At 57.3% G+C, this 21,325-nt stretch carries 17 protein-coding genes; 9 read left to right on the plus strand and 8 right to left on the minus strand.

Annotated elements, in window-relative coordinates:
• Positions 1-143 precede the first annotated feature (143 nt).
• The 4 genes from tpiA to kdsA all read left to right on the plus strand — a co-directional run bounded on the left by tpiA (position 144) and on the right by kdsA (position 3,855).
• On the plus strand, positions 144-884 hold the full coding sequence (tpiA, locus tag ACHQGU_RS07190; RefSeq protein WP_043552678.1) for a triose-phosphate isomerase: 741 nt from the start codon (positions 144-146) through the stop codon (positions 882-884).
• A gap of 26 nt (positions 885-910) precedes the next feature.
• Entirely contained in the window at positions 911-1,249 is a 339-nt protein-coding gene (gene secG / locus ACHQGU_RS07195) for a preprotein translocase subunit SecG (protein WP_043552680.1), read from the plus strand.
• Positions 1,250-1,387: 138 nt separating this feature from the next.
• Complete coding sequence (locus tag ACHQGU_RS07200; protein ID WP_062140330.1) at positions 1,388-3,019, plus strand: CTP synthase; 1,632 nt, start codon at positions 1,388-1,390, stop codon at positions 3,017-3,019.
• Positions 3,016-3,855 (plus strand): 3-deoxy-8-phosphooctulonate synthase, encoded by an 840-nt coding sequence (kdsA, locus tag ACHQGU_RS07205; RefSeq protein ID WP_395496312.1) that lies wholly within the window; start codon positions 3,016-3,018, stop codon positions 3,853-3,855. The genes ACHQGU_RS07200 and kdsA overlap by 4 nt, the downstream gene beginning before the upstream one ends.
• Positions 3,856-4,325: 470 nt before the next feature.
• Here kdsA and gyrB read toward each other — a convergent pair whose 3' ends face one another.
• The 6 genes from gyrB to mutM form a co-directional block, all read right to left on the minus strand.
• The gene (gene gyrB / locus ACHQGU_RS07210) at positions 4,326-6,764 is read right to left on the minus strand and encodes a DNA topoisomerase (ATP-hydrolyzing) subunit B (protein WP_062248840.1); all 2,439 of its coding nucleotides are present in this window, start codon (positions 6,762-6,764) and stop codon (positions 4,326-4,328) included.
• Between the two features lie 109 nt (positions 6,765-6,873).
• A complete protein-coding gene (gene recF, locus ACHQGU_RS07215) occupies positions 6,874-7,983 on the minus strand; it encodes a DNA replication/repair protein RecF (RefSeq protein WP_395496313.1) in 1,110 nt (369 codons plus the stop codon).
• Positions 7,984-8,020: 37 nt separating this feature from the next.
• On the minus strand, positions 8,021-9,145 hold the full coding sequence (gene dnaN / locus ACHQGU_RS07220; RefSeq protein ID WP_395496314.1) for a DNA polymerase III subunit beta: 1,125 nt from the start codon (positions 9,143-9,145) through the stop codon (positions 8,021-8,023).
• 143 nt (positions 9,146-9,288) lie between these two features.
• A complete protein-coding gene (gene dnaA, locus ACHQGU_RS07225; protein WP_395496315.1) occupies positions 9,289-10,722 on the minus strand; it encodes a chromosomal replication initiator protein DnaA in 1,434 nt (477 codons plus the stop codon).
• Positions 10,723-11,057: 335 nt separating this feature from the next.
• Positions 11,058-11,327 carry a 30S ribosomal protein S20 gene (rpsT, locus tag ACHQGU_RS07230; RefSeq protein WP_043552691.1) on the minus strand — a complete coding sequence of 90 codons (270 nt, stop codon included), beginning with the start codon at positions 11,325-11,327 and terminating at the stop codon, positions 11,058-11,060.
• 133 nt (positions 11,328-11,460) lie between these two features.
• On the minus strand, positions 11,461-12,300 hold the full coding sequence (gene mutM / locus ACHQGU_RS07235) for a bifunctional DNA-formamidopyrimidine glycosylase/DNA-(apurinic or apyrimidinic site) lyase (protein WP_395496316.1): 840 nt from the start codon (positions 12,298-12,300) through the stop codon (positions 11,461-11,463).
• 29 nt (positions 12,301-12,329) lie between these two features.
• Between mutM and ACHQGU_RS07240 the strand changes: the two genes are divergently transcribed.
• From ACHQGU_RS07240 to ACHQGU_RS07260, 5 genes are read left to right on the plus strand one after another with little or no spacing between them, the layout of a single operon-like run.
• Entirely contained in the window at positions 12,330-13,115 is a 786-nt protein-coding gene (locus ACHQGU_RS07240; protein ID WP_062140342.1) for a class I SAM-dependent methyltransferase, read from the plus strand.
• Positions 13,116-13,121: 6 nt separating this feature from the next.
• Positions 13,122-14,372 (plus strand): bifunctional phosphopantothenoylcysteine decarboxylase/phosphopantothenate--cysteine ligase CoaBC, encoded by a 1,251-nt coding sequence (coaBC, locus tag ACHQGU_RS07245; RefSeq protein ID WP_395496317.1) that lies wholly within the window; start codon positions 13,122-13,124, stop codon positions 14,370-14,372.
• A 24-nt stretch (positions 14,373-14,396) separates the two neighbouring features.
• Entirely contained in the window at positions 14,397-14,876 is a 480-nt protein-coding gene (gene dut / locus ACHQGU_RS07250; RefSeq protein ID WP_062273754.1) for a dUTP diphosphatase, read from the plus strand.
• Entirely contained in the window at positions 14,873-16,630 is a 1,758-nt protein-coding gene (locus ACHQGU_RS07255) for an ABC transporter permease (RefSeq protein ID WP_395496318.1), read from the plus strand. The genes dut and ACHQGU_RS07255 overlap by 4 nt, the downstream gene beginning before the upstream one ends.
• A gap of 15 nt (positions 16,631-16,645) precedes the next feature.
• On the plus strand, positions 16,646-18,004 hold the full coding sequence (locus ACHQGU_RS07260) for a nitrate/sulfonate/bicarbonate ABC transporter ATP-binding protein (RefSeq protein ID WP_395496319.1): 1,359 nt from the start codon (positions 16,646-16,648) through the stop codon (positions 18,002-18,004).
• A 9-nt stretch (positions 18,005-18,013) separates the two neighbouring features.
• Here ACHQGU_RS07260 and msrA read toward each other — a convergent pair whose 3' ends face one another.
• Together msrA and ACHQGU_RS07270 are read right to left on the minus strand one after the other, a co-directional pair.
• Entirely contained in the window at positions 18,014-18,556 is a 543-nt protein-coding gene (msrA, locus tag ACHQGU_RS07265) for a peptide-methionine (S)-S-oxide reductase MsrA (protein WP_395496320.1), read from the minus strand.
• 25 nt (positions 18,557-18,581) lie between these two features.
• Entirely contained in the window at positions 18,582-21,275 is a 2,694-nt protein-coding gene (locus tag ACHQGU_RS07270) for a valine--tRNA ligase (RefSeq protein ID WP_395496321.1), read from the minus strand.
• Between the last annotated feature and the right edge of the window lie 50 nt (positions 21,276-21,325).

A 21,325-nucleotide genomic window follows, 5' to 3' on the forward strand; every position in this document is an offset into this window, starting at 1 on the left:
TGACCAGCGGTAACGACCCGGTAAGGACCGAAACACGCACACAGCATCTTGCCCCACAGCCCGAGTGTATGGTTTAGCCTGTTCCGACGGCCTCAGTGACGCAACGATGATGCGGGCACAGGCAGCACGGAAGGACGAGGCGTATGACCAGACAGATTATCGTCGGCAACTGGAAGATGAACGGCACCAGCCGTGATTCGCAGGCGCTTGTGGAAGCTCTGCTGGCAGGGCTCCCGGCGACTGTGCCGGATATTGTAACCTGCCCGCCCTTCACGCAGCTCGCGCTGCTGGCAGACAAGCTGAAAGGCTCTCCCATCGCTCTGGGCGCGCAGGATTGCCACAAGGATGTCTCCGGCGCGCATACCGGGGATATTTCTCCCGCCATGCTGACGGACCTTGGCGTCTCCTACGTTATTCTCGGCCATTCCGAACGGCGCCAGGAACATGGTGAGCTGGATGAAACCGTGCGTGAGAAAGCGGTTGCGGCTACAAAAGCCGGCTTGACCCCCATTGTCTGTATTGGTGAGACGGAAGATCAGCGTGAAAGCGGTGAGCATTTCGACACGCTGGGCTGGCAGATCAAAGGCTCCCTGCCCGACAATTTCTCCGGTATTCTGGCGTATGAGCCGATCTGGGCCATTGGCACAGGTCGTGCAGCAACAGAGGACGAAATTGCCGAAACCATGAAATTCCTGCGCGAAGAGCTGGTTCGTCAGTTTGGCGAGGCTGGCAAAACCGTCAGGATTCTGTATGGTGGCTCCGTTAATGCCAAGAATGCGGCTTCCATTCTGTCGATTGCAGATGTAGCAGGTGCCCTTGTAGGGGGTGCCAGCCTGAATGCAGAGGCATTCCTATCCATTATCGGCGCGGCTTCTGCTGCCTGATTTCCGCACTTTATCGGGAACTCGACATGACCACAGCCCTGCTGATTCTGCATATTTGCGTGACCATAGCCCTGATTGGCACTGTGCTGATCCAGCGCAGTGAAGGGGGCGGCCTCGGCATTGGCAGCAGTCAGGGCATGGGGGCATTCATGTCCGGCCGTGGCACGGCCAACCTGCTGACGCGCACCACGGCAGTGCTAGCCGGGCTGTTCATGCTGCTTTCTCTGGTGCTGGCGATTCTGAACCGTGGGTCATCCACCGGTGCCGGGCATGACATTCTGGCTCAGCCCCCTGCTCCGGCCGCCGTTACAGCGCCTGTTCAGCCTGCCGCACCGCCGGCGGCTCCTGCACCGTCCAAACAGTAACATGTTTCCCACTCTCTCCCTCCTTCCCGGAGCCGGAGAGAGAAAGAGTCTTTATTCCTCTGCGCTTGCACAAAGCTGCGGAGGAATTTTTGTGTCCATCTTTACCCACCCGGCTTTGTCCGTGTAGGAAGTCTGTTCATGACCCGTTTCGTATTTATCACCGGCGGTGTGGTGTCCTCTCTTGGGAAAGGCATTGCGTCAGCGGCTCTTGCTGCACTCCTGCAGTCGCGCGGCTATAAAGTCCGCCTGCGTAAGCTTGACCCCTATCTGAACGTCGATCCCGGCACGATGAGCCCGTATCAGCACGGGGAAGTTTTCGTGACCGACGATGGGGCCGAAACAGACCTTGATCTGGGCCACTACGAACGCTTCACCGGCGTCAATGCCACCAAGGAAGACAACACCACCACCGGTAAGATCTATTCCGATGTCATCGCGCGCGAACGCCGCGGGGACTATCTTGGGGCCACGGTGCAGGTCATCCCGCACATTACCGATGCCATTAAGGACATCGTAGTTGCCAATACGGATGATGTGGATTTCGTGCTGGTCGAAATTGGTGGCACGGTTGGGGATATTGAAAGCCTTCCGTTCCTTGAAGCTATTCGTCAGTTGCGCAATGACCTTGGTCCGGATCAGACCATGGTGGTCCACCTCACGCTGCTGCCGTGGATCCCGTCTGCTGGGGAATTGAAGACCAAGCCGACGCAGCATTCCGTCAAGGAACTGCAGAATGTCGGCATTCAGCCACAGATCCTGCTCTGCCGCTGTGACCGCGCTATTCCGGACACCGAGCGCCGCAAGATTGCCAACTTCTGTAACGTCCGCCCCGAGGCTGTGATTGCTGCGCGGGACGTCGATACTATCTACTCCTGCCCCCTCGCCTATCATGCTGAAGGCATGGATACCGAGGTTCTGCGCTATTTCGGTCTGCCTCACACCGAAGAACCTGACCTGTCCGGTTGGGAGAAAATTGTGGATGCCATCCGTCGTCCGGATGGCGATGTTCGCATTGCCGTGGTTGGGAAATATACGGCCCTGCTCGACAGCTATAAGTCTCTGAACGAGGCTCTGCTGCATGGTGGCATTGCGCACCGTGCGAAAGTGAAGCTGGACTGGGTGGAAGCTGAAACACTGGAAGAGTCTCCGGAAGCTCTGGAGCGCCTGTCCACCGCACATGGCATTCTGGTGCCCGGTGGATTTGGTGAGCGTGGTTCCAAAGGCAAGATTGCAGCAGTGCGTTTTGCGCGTGAGCGCGGTATTCCTTTCCTTGGCATCTGCTTCGGGATGCAGATGGCAGTGATCGAATGCGCTCGTAATCTCGCAGGTCTGCCCAATGCATCTTCCACCGAATTTGGTGAAGCTGATGAGCCGCTGGTTGGTCTGATGACGGAATGGGCGCGTGGTAGCGAGCGCCTGCGCCGGAGTGAAGGCGGAGAACTGGGCGGCACCATGCGGCTTGGCGCTTATCCGGCAACGCTGGTGGAAGGCTCTCGTGCTGCAGAAATTTATGGCACGACGAACATTCGTGAGCGCCACCGTCACCGTTATGAAGTGAATATTCACTACAAGGACCAGCTTGAAAAAGCCGGGCTGAAATTCTCTGGCCTGTCTCCCGATGGGATTCTGCCAGAAGTGGTCGAGTATCCGGATCATCCGTGGTTTGTGGCGGTGCAGTATCATCCGGAACTCAAGTCCCGCCCCTTTGCACCGCACCCGCTGTTTTCCGGGTTTGTCGGCGCAGCACTGGAAAAGGCCCGCCGCGCATGACGCACGCTGCAGCACATAACTTTCAGCTTCAGTCTCTGACAGTCGGGAATGATCAGCCTTTTGTGCTGATTGCCGGACCGTGTCAGATTGAATCCGCGGCTCATGCCATGGAAACGGCAGTCGCACTGAAAGAATTATGTGCTGTGGCAAATATCGGGCTGATTTACAAAAGCTCGTTTGACAAAGCCAACCGCACCAGCCTGTCCAGCGCCCGAGGGGTTGGTATGAAGGATGGTCTGACTATTCTGGCAGATATCCGTAACAGCGTGAACATTCCGGTCCTGACGGATGTTCACGCTCCGGAGCAGTGTGCTCCGGTTGCGGAAGCTGTTGATGTTCTGCAAATCCCGGCGTTTTTGTGCCGCCAGACAGATTTGCTTCTGGCTGCGGGCAAGACGGGCGCTGTTGTGAACGTCAAAAAAGGCCAGTTTCTTGCCCCGTGGGACATGCAACACGTGGCGGCTAAAATTGCCTCTACGGGCAACCAGCGGATCATGCTCTGTGAGCGTGGAACCAGCTTTGGCTACAACACGCTGATTAACGACATGCGGGGTCTGCCCATTATGGCGCAGACAGGGTATCCCGTTGTCTATGATGCCACACACTCCGTGCAGCAGCCGGGTGGCTTGGGTGGTTCATCAGGCGGGCAGCGGGAATTTGCCCCTATTCTCTCCCGCGCTGCGTTGGCGATTGGTGTGGCGGCCTTGTTTATTGAAACGCATGAAGACCCGGACCGTGCTCCGAGCGATGGCCCGAACATGCTGCCCATCAAAACTCTTCCGGCCCTGCTGAAACAGTTCCGCGAGATTGACCGGTTGATCAAAGCCGGCGGCTAATACCTACTCACGAGTTGCCAGCTCGGCAGCTGTCGCGTTTGAAGAGCGGAAAGCAGGTCAGCTGGCCAGCTTTCCGCTCTTTTTTGTTGTGTGGCTTCATTTTGGCGGTGCGATTGATTGGGCGCGCGGTTAGGTTCTGGTGGCGGGATCAGTCAGATATTTCCATAGTTCGCCTAGATAGCCGGGTCAGATCTCTTCCCACTCAACCCCTGTCTTCCTGATCGGCTCTTAGTGGTGTCGGATTTCCAAAGACTTGCCGAACTATAATTTTGTGGGGGGCCTCAAGGGTAGCACTGGTTGGTCACCACTGTACCGGCACGGCTTTTGTTTCAGGCGTGATCTATCATGAGGGGCGTAGCGTCATGCAGTCGCCATCGCCTCTGATCGCAAATGCGTTTGCAAGAAGAACGCAAAAAATAGGGAGCCGTAGGGCTCCCTATAAAAGAATGCAAGAATGAAAGACTGCTGCTTTACACGTCCAGATTGGCAACTTTCAGAGCGTTACCAACGATAAAGTCACGACGGGGTTCCACCACATCACCCATCAGGGTGGTGAACACCTGTCCGGCTTCTTCAACGTCCCCGACTTTAACCTGAAGCAGGGTGCGCATGGCCGGATCCAGCGTGGTTTCCCACAGCTGTTCATCGTTCATTTCGCCCAGCCCTTTAAAGCGGTTAATGGCAAGACCACGCCGCCCTTGTGCCAGCAGACGCGTATAGAGCTCGGAAGGCCCTTTCAGAGGAAGGTCTGTGCTTTCCAGACGCAGACTGACACCGGTGCCGAACTCACGCACCAGACGATCCAGCTGGTTGGTGAGCCAGCGGGCATCGCCGCCTGCGAGCATGTTCGGATCAATCCGGTAGACTTCCCCAACGCCACGCACGCTACGGGCCAGTTCCAGACCATCGGTGCTGGCAACAGCTTTCCAGCCGCGTTCATTTTCAGCCGAAGCGGCATCCAGACGCTTCTGAAGGTCAGGAATGCGCTGCTGGAGCGTTTCCAGATCAGACGTCAGAGCGCCAGCCAGCGCTGCCTGCTCAATAATCCAGCTCGGCACGCGGTTGGACAGACGAGCAATAGCCTGCGTCGCTTGCCGGATAAACGGCAGATCAGCTTCCAGATCAGCCCCGGAAACGACCTTGCCGTCCGCATAGACAAAGGATGCGTTATTCAGAGCTTTATCCAGAAGATACTGCTCCAGAGCGGCATCGTCTTTCAGGTAGCGTTCTTCATTGCCACGTTTGGCACGGTAGAGCGGCGGCTGAGCGATGTAGAGATAGCCGCGTTCAATCAGTTCCGGCATCTGACGGAAGAAGAAGGTCAGGAGCAGTGTACGGATATGGGAGCCGTCCACGTCAGCGTCAGTCATAATGACGATGCGGTGGTAACGGAGCTTGTCGATAGAGAACCCGCCCTGATCGGCCTCGCCGCGACCAATGCCGGTACCCAGTGCGGTAATCAGCGTGCCGATTTCCGCAGAGCCGAGCATCCGGTCAAACCGGGCGCGTTCCACGTTGAGGATTTTCCCCTTAAGCGGAAGGATCGCCTGAAAACGGCGGTCACGCCCCTGCTTTGCGGTCCCGCCAGCGGAATCACCCTCAACGATAAAGATTTCAGCTTTAGAGGGGTCACGTTCCTGACAGTCAGCCAGCTTGCCGGGCAGTGAGGAGATGTCCAGCACGCCTTTCCGGCGCGTCAGCTCACGAGCTTTACGAGCAGCTTCACGCGCAGAGGCCGCATCCAGCACCTTGCCGACAACAATCTTGGCTTCCTTGGGGTGCGTTTCAAACCAATGGCCAATCATATCGGCCGCGGCCGCATGCACCACTGGCTGCACTTCGGATGAGACCAGCTTGTCTTTGGTCTGGGATGAGAATTTCGGATCCGGCACTTTGACGGACAGAACAGCCGTCAGGCCTTCACGCATATCTTCACCCACCAGAGAATGCGCGTCTTTCTTGGCAATGCTTTCCGCATATTTGCCGACAATACGCGTCAGCGCCTGCCGGAACCCAGCCAGATGGGCTCCCCCGTCACGCTGGGGAATATTGTTGGTGAAGCACAACATCGTTTCGTGAAAGCTGTCATTCCAGCTCAGAGCGAACTCCACCTTGATGCCGTTATCCGGGTTTTCCATGCTGCCCGTAATGGGCGGCGTGACAATCGGGGTGCGGGAGCGGTCAAGCCACTCTACAAAGGCTTCCAGACCGCCTTCATAAAAGAAAATTTCTTCCCGAACGTCTTCTGTGCGTGCATCGCGCAGAACAATTTCGAGGCCAGAGTTCAGAAAGGCGAGCTCACGCAGGCGGCGTTCCAGAATGGCAAAATCGAAAACTGTTCTGGGGAAGGTTTCGCCGCTGGGTTTGAAAGTGACCTGTGTGCCGCGTTCTTCGTCAGACGGGCCGACGACTTCCAGAGGCCCTTCCCGCTCACCATGGCGGAAGCGGATGACATGCTCCTGCCCGTTACGCCAGATGCGCACTTCCATGGATTCAGAAAGGGCATTTACCACAGCGGCACCCACGCCGTGCAGACCACCGGAAACCTTGTAGGAATTCTGGTTAAACTTGCCGCCGGCATGCAGGCGTGTCAGCACGACTTCTGCCGCGCTGATCCCTTCTTCGGTATGCATGTCCGTTGGAATGCCGCGGCCGTTATCCCGCACTGTTACGCTACCATCGGCATTCAGGGTCAGAATACAACGGGTTGCGTAGCCAGCCTGGGCTTCATCAACAGCGTTATCAATAATTTCAAACGCCATGTGGTGCAGGCCGGAGCCGTCATCGGTATCACCGATATACATCCCTGGCCGCTTACGGACGGCATCTAGCCCTTTCAGCACAGAGATCGACGCGGCGTCATACTCTTCCATTCCGGTGGATGGTGTGGGCTGAGAAAGGTCTGTCATATGGTAACGGTACTCCGGAAAAGAAGAATAGGACCTGATATTGTCTTATACTCCGGCCAGCGCAGTCCGACCAGATTGGAAGCTCTCTTTTATGGGATTGTTTCTCGATTTATCCGAGAAATTCTCCATGTTTTAGTGCGACAAATCGAGCCTGCGCCCGTAAATCCTCAAAAGGTGCTTCGTCAGTTCCGGTCAGGATCACGGTGGTGCGGAAGTCTTTGACAATTTCCAGCAAAGAGCCGCGTCGATTGCGGTCCAGATGCACCAGCGGCTCATCCAGCAACAGGACAGGCGGCATGCCACGATAATCTTCCACCAGTCGGGCATGGGCCAGCACTGTGCCCATCAGAAGGGTCTTTTGCTGGCCTGTGCTGGCAGAGGCCGCCAGAAGGCCGGTTTGTAAGTCGGAGAGCCGGAAATCTGTGCGGTGCACACCAAAGGTGGCCCGCCCGCGCTCCCTGTCCTGCTGCCGATTGGCCGCAAACTGCTCACGGAGCCAGTCTTCCACAGTCAGCGCAGGATTGTGTTCAAGCTGGTCTGCTACACTACAAAGCAAAGTAACATTCACCCCGGGAAAGGCGCCCAGACTGGACTGAGCAAACAGGCAGAGCTGTTGCACCATCTCGCGCCGGCCAGCCGCAACGGCCACGCCATGACGGGCCATGGAGGCTTCCAGCCCGCTCAACCATGAAGCCTCAGAAAAACGGGTTTGCAGCAGGCGGTTCCGCTGCGTCATAGCGCGGTCATACGCTAACAGTTCGCGCGCATGGTGCGGGGTGACAGCCATGACCAGCCGGTCAAGAAAGCGTCGTCGGCCGGATGCACCTTCGCTGAAGAGACGGTCCATCTGCGGCGTGATCCATACAGCAGAGAGCGTATCGTCCAGCGCATCACGATTGCGGACCTGCTGGCCATTCAGCAGATAGACGCGGCGTGCGGACTCTCCTGCCCCAGCCATGCCAGTGCCGAGTTCCAGAACGTCCTGGTCAAAGGAAAAGCGGGCGGAAATGCCCCAGCTTGCTGCGTTGTCGCGGCCCAGTTGTGCTAAAGGTGCACCTCGCAACCCACGCCCCGGTGTGAGGAGAGAAAGGGCCTCAAGCAGGTTGGTTTTGCCGCTCCCGTTCTCGCCGGTGAGCACAACAAGAGAAGCGTCTGGTGACCACACCAGACGCTCATAATTACGAAATTCGGAAAGGGTCAGTTTAAGAAGCTGAGCCACTTTTTACCCGATAAGGCTCAGAAAGACGCCTATTGTCTTAAACGCGCATCGGCATCAGCACATACAGTGCTGAGGGACTATCGACATCACGGACGATGGTGGGGGCTGAGCTGTCAGAAAACGCGAACTCAACGTCCTTTTCCACCTGATCGGTAATGTCGTTCAGATAACGGGCCTGAAAGCCGATTTCCAGTGCTTCTGCATCATAGGAAATCCGGGTCTTGTCCAGCTCTTCCGTAGCCACGCCCTGTTCGGGGCTGCTGGCGGAGAGAGTCAGCAGACCGGGTTCCAGCGCCAGCTTAACCGGACGAGACCGCTCCTGACTAATGGCTGCCACACGAGCCACTGCATTCGAGAAGTCTTTTTTGCCAACCCGCAGAATACGCTTGTTGTTAAGCGGAATCACGCGGTCATATTCCGGGAAGGTCCCGTCAATCAACTTGGAAGTTAGCATGACCGGCCCAGCCGTGAACTGCACACGAGTTTCCGAGAGGGCAACTTCAATTTCTTCAGGCGCTTCATCAATCAGCTTGCGCAGCTCCGCCACCGTTTTGCGTGGAATAATCACGCCCGGCATGGTTTCCGCACCTGCGGGAAGTTCCGTTTCCACGCGTGCCAGACGGTGTCCGTCGGTCGCAACGGCGCGGAGCAGTTTTCCGGCATCCGTGTCAGCGGCATGGAAGAAGATACCGTTCAGGTAATAGCGCGTTTCTTCGGTGGAGATTGCGAACCGCGTCCGGTCGATCAGGGAGCGCAGCACCCCTGCCCCGACTTTGAAGTGACACGGCAGATCGCCCGTGCCCATGGACGGGAAATCGTCAACGCTCAGCACGTTCAGGCGCGTGGAGTAGCGGTCTGCACGGAGCAGCAGCGGCCCTTCACTGTCGGCCTGATCCAGCTCCACTTCCACGCTGTCCGGCAGTTTACGGACAATTTCATACAGAACCGACGCCGGAACAGTGGTTGCACCATCCCGCTTGATGGTCGCCGGAATTTCTTCCACCACCTCGATTTCCATATCGGTGGCTTTCAGGCTCAGTCGCCCGTCCGCCGCCTGAATCAGAACGTTGGCAAGAATGGGGATGGTGTTACGCTTTTCAGCAACACTCTGGATGTGCGCCAAAGCTTTGAGCAGTATTGCGCGCTCAGCTGAAAACTTCATCTATGCCTCTTTCCTGCATGACCGGCCCCACGCAGGAATTCAGGCGGGCCGGGATCTATCCTGTTGAAAACTAACAGCAGTAACGGTGCAGTCAATCTTTGAGTGCCTACCTCCCCTGCGTGAGAGTGCAGGCACCTGTCGGTCTAGCTTTCCAGCATCCGACGCATCAGTTCGACATCCTCTGCAAAAGCGGGATCACGCTCCATCAGCTCCGCAACGCGTGAGACGGCGTGCATGACGGTTGTATGGTCACGGTTGCCAAATTTGCGGCCGATTTCGGGCAAAGAGCGGCTGGTGAGCTGCTTGGCCAGATACATCGCCACCTGCCGTGGGCGAGCAACGGCGCGGGCACGGCGGGCGGAGGACATATCCGTTAGGCGGATATTCCAGTGCTCGGCCACCCGCTTCTGGATTTCCTCAATCGTCACCCGGCGATCATGCGCCTTGAGGATATCATGCAGAACGTCCTGCGTGGCTTCCAGCGTTACCGGACGACCAAACAGATTGGCATGCGCAATCAGACGATTGAGGGCACCTTCAAGCTCACGCACGTTCGATGTGATCTTATGCGCAAGAAATTCCAGAACTTTACCGGGCACAACTACGCCCGACGCAGCAGCTTTGGATTCAAGAATGGAAATACGCAACTCGAACGTGGTGGCATGAATATCCGCCACCATGCCGCAGCCCAGCCGGGTCCGCAGACGATCTTCCAATCCGGACAAATCAGATGGCGATTTATCCGCCGACACCACAATCTGCCGCCCGGCATCCACCAGCGCATTGAAGGTGTGGAAGAATTCTTCCTGCGTGTTGTCTTTGCCGATCAGGAACTGAAGATCATCAATCATCAGCACATCTACGGAGCGCAGCTGTTCCTTGAACTCCATGGTCGATTGAGACCGGATGGCCGCAATAAAACGATACATGAACTTTTCAGCGGACATATAGGCAACGGAGACATTGCCGCTCTGCACCAGTTCCGCGCCGATGGCATGCATCAGATGTGTTTTGCCGAGGCCTACTCCGCCATAGAGAAAGAGCGGGTTGAAACCGACGCTGGACGGCTTTTCGGCCACACGCCGTGCGCAGGCATAGGCAAATTCATTGGGTTTCCCCACCACAAACGTATCAAACGTAAAGCGGGTATCCAGCGTGGTGACGAGGTCACTCCGCACTTCGGGCGCGCTGCGTGGGGCTTCTTCAACTTCGATGCTGGGGGCAGCAACAGGGGCGTCTTCGGTGGCGAGCGCAAGCGGCGGTGCCGCCGGGTCACCGGGGCGTGCGACCTGAAGCTCTACCCGGCGAATGGTGGGCAGAACCTGATTCCACAATTCGCTCAGCCGGTCACCGTACTGGCTCCGCACCCAGTCACGCAGAAAGCGGGTGGGAAGGAGGAGTGTAATCTCATCACCATCCACAGGCCCCAGCGCAATCTTGGTCAGCCAGGTACGGTATTCAACCTCCCCGACTTCCCCTTTCAGCCTTGAACAGATCTGTAACCACGATTCCTCAAGCGCCTTGCCATCCTCAGCTTGGGGGAAAGCCCTTTCGTCATCGTCCACTCCGATTGTCATCTACGCTCCCGAGCGGTCATAAACGCGGCCAGCCGCGCGTGATTTTCGATAAGGGGGCCGCTTGCACGGCCACCAGGCAGCCGGGCTTCCGGCGGGCCTACACTGCCGCTATGAAATGCGGCGCAGGAGCGCGAAAAAGACGCTCTCCCAAGGGTGGAGACTAGCTGCCAGAATTAAAGCACGACCGAGGGAGGAGCAATGAAAATCTCTGTGCTCTTGCCCTCATCTCTGCCATGCCATGCGGGGGCTACACAAAAGTAAAGCCGAACCACCCCAGGATGATTCGGCTTTACAAAACGCATGTGTCTAAAGGCTGCTGATGCAGCCTGAAGGTCTCAGGCGGTTGCCAGAGACTTCACACGAGCAGACAGGCGGGAAATTTTGCGTGCAATGGTGTTTGCATGCACAACGCCTTTGATCACGCCGCGCTGCAGTTCCGGCTGAGCAACGCGCAGAGCTTCCCGAGCTTCGTCATGGTTGCCAGCAGCAATTGCAGTTTCGACCTTCTTGATGAAGGTGCGCATGCGAGACTTGCGGGCTGTGTTACGAGCAGTCCGCTTTGCGGTCTGCCGGATGCGCTTACGCGCTGAAGCGATATTCGCCATGAGTTTCTATTTTATCCAGCACAAAAGAAATGGTAGCAGCCCGGCAATGCCAGGGTGGCTGCAAAGATGTAGCGGTGCTGTAATCCACAGCGGTATCCACAGTCAAGCCGCTTCCCTCATTATAGAGGTAATTTTACCTTATTTTCTGCCGTAAGGGGCAGAAAAAGGTGGAGCGGCCCGCCTGTGTGATCTGCTCGACCCCAGCACAGGCTGGCGGTCCGGGGCAGTCCGGGCACGGTTGTCCCTTGCGTCCATAAACGCGCCAGGCATGCTGAAAATAGCCCAGACCGCCTTCCGGGCGCACATAATCTTTCAGGCTTGAGCCACCTGCGGCAATCGCTTCATTCAGAACATCCTTAATGGCCTGAACCAGCCGCTTTGTTTCCTGAGGTTTCAGGGAGCCTGCGGCAGTCTGAGGATGAATGCCCGTGCGATACAGCGCTTCGCAGACATAAATATTGCCCAGACCCGAGACGATTTTCTGGTCCAGGAGCGCCGTTTTGATCGGAGATTTTCGGCCCTTAAAGGCCGCATGAAGCACAGCCCCCGTAAACGCGGGCTCCAGCGGTTCCGGCCCCATGCTGGCGAGAAATTTATACCGCTCTTCCTGCCCGGTGGGCACGAGGTCCAGCATCCCGAAGCGGCGTGGGTCAACAAACCCGCAGCGCCGTCCATGCGCCGTGATGAAGGTGACGTGTTCATGCAGCGCGGGAGTGGTCGGAGAATCGAGAATAATGCGTCCCGACATGCCCAGATGCAGCACGACGGAAAGATTATTCGACAGCCGCATGAGAATATATTTCCCACGGCGGCGGAAGCCAGTGACGGTCTGCCCGGCAACGGAATCACGAAAATCGGCAGGAATCTGCCATCGCAGATCCGGGCGGCGGAGAATGACATCGCTGATTTCGTGGCCTTGCAGAGCGATCTGCATACCACGCATCACGGTTTCGACTTCAGGGAGTTCCGGCATGAGTGCAAAGCAGGGTATAGGGTAACACCATGACCGACAATAGCTTTGCGCCCTCCCCCTCATCTTCCGCTGCGCCGCAGGCGGAAGAAACCGATTTCGGCTTCCGTTCCGTCCGGAAGGAAGAGAAGAAACCCCTCGTCCGCGCTGTATTTGACAGCGTTGCGGGCAAGTATGATGTCATGAATGATCTGATGTCTCTGGGGATTCACCGGGTCTGGAAACGTATTTTTGTCACGGAACTCGGGCCTCAGCCCGGGCTGTCCCTGCTGGATCTGGCAGGCGGCACGGGTGACATCAGCTTTGGCTGGCTGCAGGGTGGCGGCGGCCCCACCATCATGACCGACATCAACGCCAGCATGCTCTCTGTCGGGCGTGACCGTGCGCTGAGCCGGGGTTTTGTATCTGACCTCTCCTTTGCAGTGGTGGATGCTGAAGCCATTCCCCTTAAAGATATGTCGGTTGACCGCGTGTCCATCGCGTTTGGCCTGCGAAACTGCACCGACAAGAATGCGGTGATTCGGGAAGCGCGCCGTGTCCTGCGTCCCGGCGGACGTTTCATGTGCCTTGAATTCTCTCGCGTGCAGGTTGCCGCTCTGGCGCCGATTTATGATGCCTGGTCCTTCAAGGTTCTGCCGACCATGGGCAGCATGGTGGCGGGTGATCGGGAAAGCTATCAGTATCTGGCAGAAAGCATCCGCACCTTCCCGGATCAGGAAACGCTGGCAGAAATGTTCCGTGAGGCAGGCCTGTCACACGTGCGCTATCAGTCTCTGTCTGGCGGGATTGCAGCCATTCACTCCGGCTGGCGTCTCTGATCCTGCATGACGGCGCCCCTCACCCCACACTCTGTTCTGCTGATTGTCAGCGGAAGTATTGCCGCTTTCAAAGCGCCGGAGCTTATCCGGTTGCTGCGGGCTGATGGCATACAGGTGCGGTGTGTGCTTACACAGGGGGGTAGTCAGTTTGTTACACCGCTGACGTTGCAGGCACTTAGCGGTCAGCCTGTTCATACGGATCTGTTTTCCCTCACGGCTGAGCAGGAAATGGGGCATATCGCCCTTTCCCGCTCGGCTGACCTGATTGTTGTGTGCCCTGCATCCGCCAATCTGCTTGCGCGCATGGCAGGCGGTCTGGCGGATGATCTGGCCAGCACAGTGCTGCTGGCGACGGACACCCCCGTCATGGTGGCACCGGGCATGAATGTGCGGATGTGGGACCATCCCGCCACGCAGGCCAACATTCAAACGCTCAGGCAACGTGGCGTGACCTTTCTCGGGCCCGTTGCCGGTGAGATGGCCTGTGGGGAATATGGTCCCGGACGGATGGTGGAACCTGCGGATGTGCGGGATGCTGTTCTGGCGTTTTTTCGCCAACAGAGTCGCCAGTCCGGTTCTTTGGCGGGCAAAACTTGCCTTGTAACGGCAGGCCCGACTCATGAGCCACTGGACCCTGTGCGATATCTGGCCAATCGCTCTTCCGGCAAGCAGGGCTATGCGCTTGCCGAAGCTCTGGCAGATCTGGGTGCTGAGGTGACTCTCATCAGCGGCCCGACGGCCTTACGTCCCCCGGCAGGGGTTGCTGTGTCCTTTTGCGAGACAGCCCGCCAGATGCGTGATCTGGCTCTTAAGGCCGCAAAAAACACGTCGTTTGATGCCGCCATCTGCACGGCTGCCGTTGCGGACTGGCGACCTGCGCATGTGCAGGATCAGAAAATCAAAAAAACGGGCAAGGATGATCTGCCCCCACCACTGGCCTTGCTGCCGAACCCGGACATTCTCGCAGAGCTTTCGGAGCAGTCCCCTTCCCGCCCACGCCTTGTTATCGGTTTTGCTGCTGAGACCGAGACGGTAGAAGCCCATGCCCGCGCCAAGCTGGCGCGAAAGGGATGTGACTGGATTGTTGCCAACAATGTTGGGGCAGGTTCAGATGTTATGGGTGGGTCCGAAAATCAGGTCATCCTCATCACGCAGGATAAGGTGGAGCACTGGCCTCGCCTGAGTAAGGAAGAAGTGGCCCGCAGGCTTGCCACAACTCTTGCAGACTGGTTTTTAAAGCCTCACAAGTCGTTATAAGAATTATGAGATATGGAGTGCCTGATGCCTGCAACTGAATCCCGGAACACCGGCCTGACAGTGCGGGTGCAGCGCCTGCCCCACGGGCAGGATCTGCCACTGCCGTCTTATGCTACGGCAGGTGCAGCCGGGATGGATCTTCTGGCAGCTGTGCCGGAACCCGTCACGCTCCAGCCCGGTGGCCGCACGGTTATTCCGACTGGTCTGTGCATTGCGCTACCCCCCGGATACGAATTGCAGGTCCGCCCCCGCTCTGGTCTGGCCTTGAAGCACGGGATTATTCTGCCCAACTCCCCCGGTACCATTGATGAAGATTATCGCGGCGAAGTCGGAGTGATTGTTCTGAATGCTGGCGATCAGCCCTTTACCGTTGAGCACGGCATGCGCATTGCTCAGGCTGTTATTGCGCCGGTTGAGCGCGTCTCCTGGGCCGAATGTGACAGTCTGGACGCAACAGCCCGCGGCACAGGGGGCTTTGGTAGTACGGGAACCGGTCTGCCATGACGGCAGCACGACCAGATTTTTCTCTTTCTTCTCAAAACCCCTCGACGCGTCTGCCGTTGCGCCACCTGAATACGGCAGATGCCTTTCTTCTGATTTGCGTGGTGGGGCTGGCTGTTCTGGCTGGCAATAGTGTGCGCCACATGCTGGCACCCCTCGCCGCGCCGGCTCAGGCTCCGATCCATCTCGATGTCCTGTATCTTCCCGGCTACGCCCTGCGGACCACTCTGCGGATGTTCGCAGCTCTCGGGCTCTCCCTTGTTTTCACCTTTTTTTACGCAACACTGGCCGCCAAAAGCCGCCGGGCCGCGCAAATTCTGGTGCCCTTGCTGGATATCCTCCAGTCCATTCCCATTCTGGGCTTTCTGAGCTTTACGGTAACCTTCTTTCTGGGGCTCTTTCCGGGACAGGTGCTGGGGGCCGAACTGGCCGCCATTTTCACTATTTTTACCTCTCAGGCGTGGAATATGGCCTTTGGGATGTATCAGTCTTTGCGGAGCGTCCCGACAGAGCTTGAAGAAGCCGCAAGAGGCTTCGGGCTGACCGCCTGGCAGAAATTCTGGCGGCTGGAAGTGCCTTGCGCCATTCCCTCGCTCGTGTGGAATTCCATGATGTCCATGGCGGGCGGCTGGTTCATGGTGGTCTATTCAGAAACCATTACTGTCGGCAACACTCAGATCGCCCTGCCGGGCATCGGGTCCTATGTTGGCGTTGCCATCAGCCAGCAAAATATAGGCGCTGTGCTGGCAGCCATCCTTGCCATGATGGTAATTATTCTGGCGTATGATCAGGTCCTGTTTCGTCCCCTCACCGTCTGGGCCTCTCGTTTCCGGCTGGAAACAACAGTGCAGGATGAAGTTCTGGCAGAACCCTGGGTACTTCGTCTGCTTCGTCGCACACGTCTCCTGCGGAACGGCATCAATCTGTTTCTCTCTTTCGTGCGCAAGATCGGTTCCCTCCCTCTTGGGCGCCGGCAGGGGCGGTTTCAGCCATCTCAGACACCCGTTTCAAAGCGGCTCTCAGATTGGCTGTGGTGGGGTGCGCTGGGGCTGATCTTTCTGTGCGCGCTGGAACAGGCGTGGGTTTACGGCTGCTCGGCCTATACGCTCGGGCAAATTGGGCATGTTGTCGTGTTGGGATTTTATACGCTTCTTCGTGTTGTCAGCATGCTTTGCGTGGCCTCATTGATCTGGGTGCCAGTGGGTGTCTGGCTGGGGCTCAAGCCCGCGCGGGCGCATCGGGCACAACTGATTGTGCAATATTGCGCAGCATTCCCTGCCAACCTGTTTTTCCCCATTTTTGTGGGGGGCATCATTTATTTTCATCTGGCGCCGGATATCTGGCTTACCCCTTTGATGATGCTGGGAGCGCAATGGTACATTCTGTTCAACGTCATCGGCGGCACCTCATCTTTCCCGCCCAATCTGTTGGAAGTCGGGGAAAATTTTGAGGTCAAAGGCCTGCTCTGGTGGCGGAAAATCATTTTGCCCGGCATCACGCCTTATTATTTGACGGGGGCTCTGGCGGCCTCGGGAGGCGCATGGAATGCCGCTATTGCATCAGAAGTGGCGCAATGGGGAAATGTGACGCTGAAAGCCCACGGCCTTGGGGCTTATATTGCGCAGGCCGCAACCGAAGGCGACATCAGTGAGGTTGCGCTGGGTGTTGTCGTGATGGCGCTGTTTGTGCTCATCCTCAACTGGCTGGTCTGGCGTCCTCTTTCTGATTACGCTCACCGCCGCCTGAAACTGACCTGACAACAGGACCGAACCATGACGTCCCCTTCCCTCGTCGAAAACCATACAGCCGGACACGCCACAGCGCTGGTTGAGGCACGGCATGTCAGTCAGTCCTACCATAAAGACAGCGCGGTTGATCTGCTGGTTCTGGATGATGTCAATCTGACTCTTAATGCGGGAGAGATTGTTGGCCTGCTGGGCCGGTCGGGTTCGGGAAAATCGACATTCCTGAGGATTTTGGCTGGGCTGCTTTCCCCTTCATCCGGTGAGGTGCTTTGGAAAGGAAACCCCCTGAAAGGGCCGGCCGATGGTGTTGCCATGGTTTTTCAGTCCTTTGCGCTCTTCCCGTGGATGACGGTGGAAGAAAATGTCGCACTCGGGCTGGAAGCCAAGGGCATTACGGGCGAAGAGCGCGACAGGCGGGTGGAAAACGCCATCGATCTGATTGGCCTTGGCGGCTACGAGAACGCATGGCCCAAAGAGCTTTCTGGCGGCATGCAGCAGCGTGTGGGGCTGGCCCGCGCACTGGTCGTGCAGCCTGACCTGCTCCTGATGGACGAGCCGTTTTCCGCTCTGGATGTGCTGACGGCTGAAAATCTGCGGACAGATCTGGTCGAGCTGTGGTCAGAAAAAAAGCTGCCCGTTCAGGCCATGCTGGTGGTGACGCACAATATTGAAGAGGCCGTTCTGATCTGTGACCGGATCATGATTTTCTCTTCGAATCCCGGTCGTATTGCCCATGCCCTGACGGTGCCCTTTGCGCACCCGCGCGACCGGGAAGATCCAGCCTTCCGCCAGTTTGTGGACCATATTTATGCGCTGATGACGCAACGCGCGCCCATTATTTCCGAGGCCGATCTGGCTGTGGGCGTAAAGCAGGCTGTTCAGGCCACGCCGTCCCTGATGGCTTTGCCGATGGTTTCCATCACAATGATGATCGGGATGATGGAAGCCTTGGCGGCCCCGCCCCTCAACGGTCGGGCAGATCTGCCCATGCTGGCAGAAAAGCTGCAACTGGAACTGGATGACCTGTTTCCGTTAGGCGAATCCCTTGAGTTGCTGGGCCTTGCGGAACTGGAGGATGGTGACATCCTGCTCACCAATGAAGGCGTGCATTTTGTGCTGAGTGACCTTGATGAGCGCAAAGCCATCATGAGCCATGCGCTGCTGCATCATGTTCCACTGGTTAAAATGATCTGCACCGTGCTGGATGAGCGTCCGTCCCATAGCGCAAATGCTGATCGCTTTCGGGATGCGCTGGAAGAGGCGATGTCACCTGACTACGCGCGGCAGACTCTCCAGACCGTTATAGGCTGGGCCCGCTTTGCGGAGTTGTTCGATTTTGATGAAGAAGGAGATCGCTTCTATCTGGAAGAAGCGATCTCTGAGTAAGTCAGCGGGTCAGACGTCTGCGCGTTTGAAGCGCGATGCGTAGAGTTTGCGTGCCTTGGCAACCTTGGGCGCAATTACGGCCTGACAATAGCCCGTGTTCGGATTGCGCTCATAGTAATCGAAATGCATGGCTTCAGCTGGCCAGAAGGTCTCTAGCGGGACAATCTCTGTGACAATTGGCGCGTCCCAGAGATTGGCCTTTTCAATTTCCGCCTTAACGGTCAGTGCGGCATTTTTCTGCTCGTCATCCGCATAAAAAATGGCGGAGCGATATTGTGTGCCAATATCGTCCCCCTGCCGGTTCAGTGTGGTGGGATTGTGGAGTGTGAAGAAAATTCTCAGCACATCCTCATACCCGATCGCGTTCGGGTCGAACTCCAGCCGAATGACTTCCGCATGACCGGTCGTGCCAGTGCAAACCTCCTTATAGGTGGGCTCTTTCGCATGACCGCCAGCGTAACCGGGGGCGATGGAGAGAATCCCCGCCATGTCCCGAAAAACAGCTTCCATGCACCAGAAGCATCCGCCGCCAAGAACGATAGACTGGGACATGTTCATTCCTTCACTGTGTTTGGCATCAGGCGATGCGGGCGAGTGCCGCTTTCAGGCGAAGACTTTCACCCTGCTGGGCTTCCAGACGATCCCGCATTTCCTGAACGATTTCAGGCTTAGCGCGTGAGACGAAATTTTCGTTCCCGAGTTTTTTCTCGGTCTTGGCGATTTCATCGTCTGCCTTGGCGAGTTCCTTCTTCAGACGCTCCTGCTCGGCGGTGATATCAATCAGTCCTTCCAGCGGAATAATCAGCGTCGCTTCATCGACCACAGCCTGAGCAGAACCACGCGGCACGTCACCCTGCTGCGGAGCAACGTGAGAAACACGCGCCATGCGGCCAATGGCTTCCTGCCAGCGTTCAGCCCGCTCCACGGTTTCCGGAGCAGCATCCTGCAGGAAGACCGGGGCCTTCTGTGAAGGTGGCACATTCATTTCCGCACGGACCGTCCGGATTTCAGAAATCAGCCGAATGATGTGATCACATTCCGCCTGCGCTGCTTCTGCGCCCGTCAGAACAACCGGCTCCGGCCATGCCTCAGAAATCAGGCTCCCCTGCTTACCAAAGCCGAATGCGGTCCAGAGTTCATCTGTGACAAACGGCATGACAGGCTGCAACAGTCGCAGAATGATCCCCAGAACATACGCGGCAACAGCGCGGATTTCAGCGGCTTCGGCAGCATCATCGGACGCAAAAACAGGCTTTGCGAATTCAAGGAACCAGTCACAGAAGCGGTTCCAGATAAAGCGATAGCAGCCCAGCGCGTATTCATCGAAGCGATAGGCTTCCAGAGCTTTGGTAGCATCCTGAATAGCCGTGGAGGCTTCTGCAATAATCCACTTGCCGAGCGGGGATGTCACGCTGTGCGGATCAAACCCGTCCTGTGCCTTCACGCCGTTCATTTCACAGAAGCGGGCAGCGTTCCAGATTTTGGTGACAAAGGCGCGGTAATCTTCAACCTTTTTCCGGCCCAGCTTCACGTCACGACCAATGCCTGTCAGGGCGCAAATGGTGAAGCGCATCGCATCCGCGCCGTAGGCATCAATCAGCTCAAGCGGATCAATCCCGTTGCCCTTACTCTTGGACATTTTCTGGCCGCGTTCATCACGCACCAGACCGTGAATGAAAATGTCGCGGAACGGCACATCATGCATGAAGTGTTCGCCCATCATGATCATCCGGGCGACCCAGAAGAAAATGATGTCAAAGCCGGTTACCAGAACGTCAGTCGGGTAATAGCGCGCCAGTTCCGGTGTCTTGTCCGGCCAGCCCAGCGTGGAAAATGGCCACAGACCAGATGAGAACCACGTATCCAGAACGTCTTCGTCCTGAGACAGCGTTTCGGTCTTACCATAATGGGCATCGGCCTGCTTCTGAGCGTCAGCTTCATCATGCGCTACAAACACGTGGCCGTCCGGGCCATACCATGCCGGGATGCGATGCCCCCACCAGAGCTGACGGGAAATACACCAGGGCTGGATGTCCCGCATCCACGCAAAGAACGTGTTTTCCCACTGTTTGGGCACAAAGGAAATCTTACCGCTGGTGACAGCCTCAATGGCTGGGCCAGCCAGCTTGCCGGCATCGCAATACCACTGTGTGGTCAGGCGCGGCTCAATAACCGCTCCGCCCCGCTCTGCATGCGGAACCTGATGGCGATGCGGTTCAATTTTCTCGAGCCATTCCAGTCTTTCCAGCTCCGCGACAATGCTCTTACGGGCTTCCTCACGGGAAACACCCGCCAGACTTCTCACAAAAGCCGGGTCAGCAAGGCCGTCTACACTGGCCAGTTCGTCTTCAATTTCGTCCAGAACCACGCGGGCCTGCTCATCCAGAATGGAAAGCATGGGCAGGTTGTGCCGCCGACCGACCTCAAAATCGTTAAAGTCATGCGCCGGGGTAATCTTCACCGCACCGGTGCCCTTTTCCGGGTCGGAATGCAGATCGGCCACGATAGGGATCAGGCGTCCTGTCAGCGGGAGACGAACGGATTGGCCGACCAGCGCTGCATAACGCTCGTCTCCCGGATGCACAGCAACAGCCACGTCGCCAAGCATGGTTTCAGGTCGCGTGGTGGCGACAGTAATGGTTTCGCCCGGTTTGCCCTCAACTGGGTAGCGGATGTACCAGAGCTTACCGGCGACGTCCTTGCTTTCCACTTCAAGGTCGGAAATGGCGGACCGGAACATCGGGTCCCAGTTGACCAGACGGCGGTCCCGGTAAATCAGCCCTTCCTTGTAGAGGGTGACAAACACCTCTTTGACCGCACGGGACAGACCTTCGTCCATGGTGAAGCGCTCACGCGGCCAGTCCAGCGAAGCCCCCAGCCGGCGGAGCTGGCGGGTAATGCCGCCGCCAGACTCTTCTTTCCATTTCCAGACGCGCTGCACGAAGGCCTCGCGACCCAAGTCCTGCCGCGTCGTATTTTCTGCGGCCAGAGCCCGCTCGACAACCATCTGCGTGGCAATGCCAGCATGGTCGGTGCCGGGCTGCCACAGGGTGTCAAACCCCTGCATCCGCTTCCAGCGGACCAGCGTGTCCTGCAAGGTCATGGTCAGGGCATGCCCCATGTGCAGGGTGCCGGTCACATTCGGGGGCGGGATCATGATGGTGAACGACTTCTTGCCGCTCTGCGGGTTAGCCGAAAATGCCTTTTCGCTCTCCCACAGCTCGTAAAGTTTCTTCTCTGTCTCAGCAGGCTCAAAAGTCTTGTTCAGCATGATATCCAACCAGAAAACATAAAAAGGCGGAAGGCATCTAATGCCCCCGC

The sequence above is a fragment of the Acetobacter sp. KSO5 genome, from assembly GCF_044094635.1.
Taxonomy (GTDB): domain Bacteria; phylum Pseudomonadota; class Alphaproteobacteria; order Acetobacterales; family Acetobacteraceae; genus Acetobacter; species Acetobacter cerevisiae.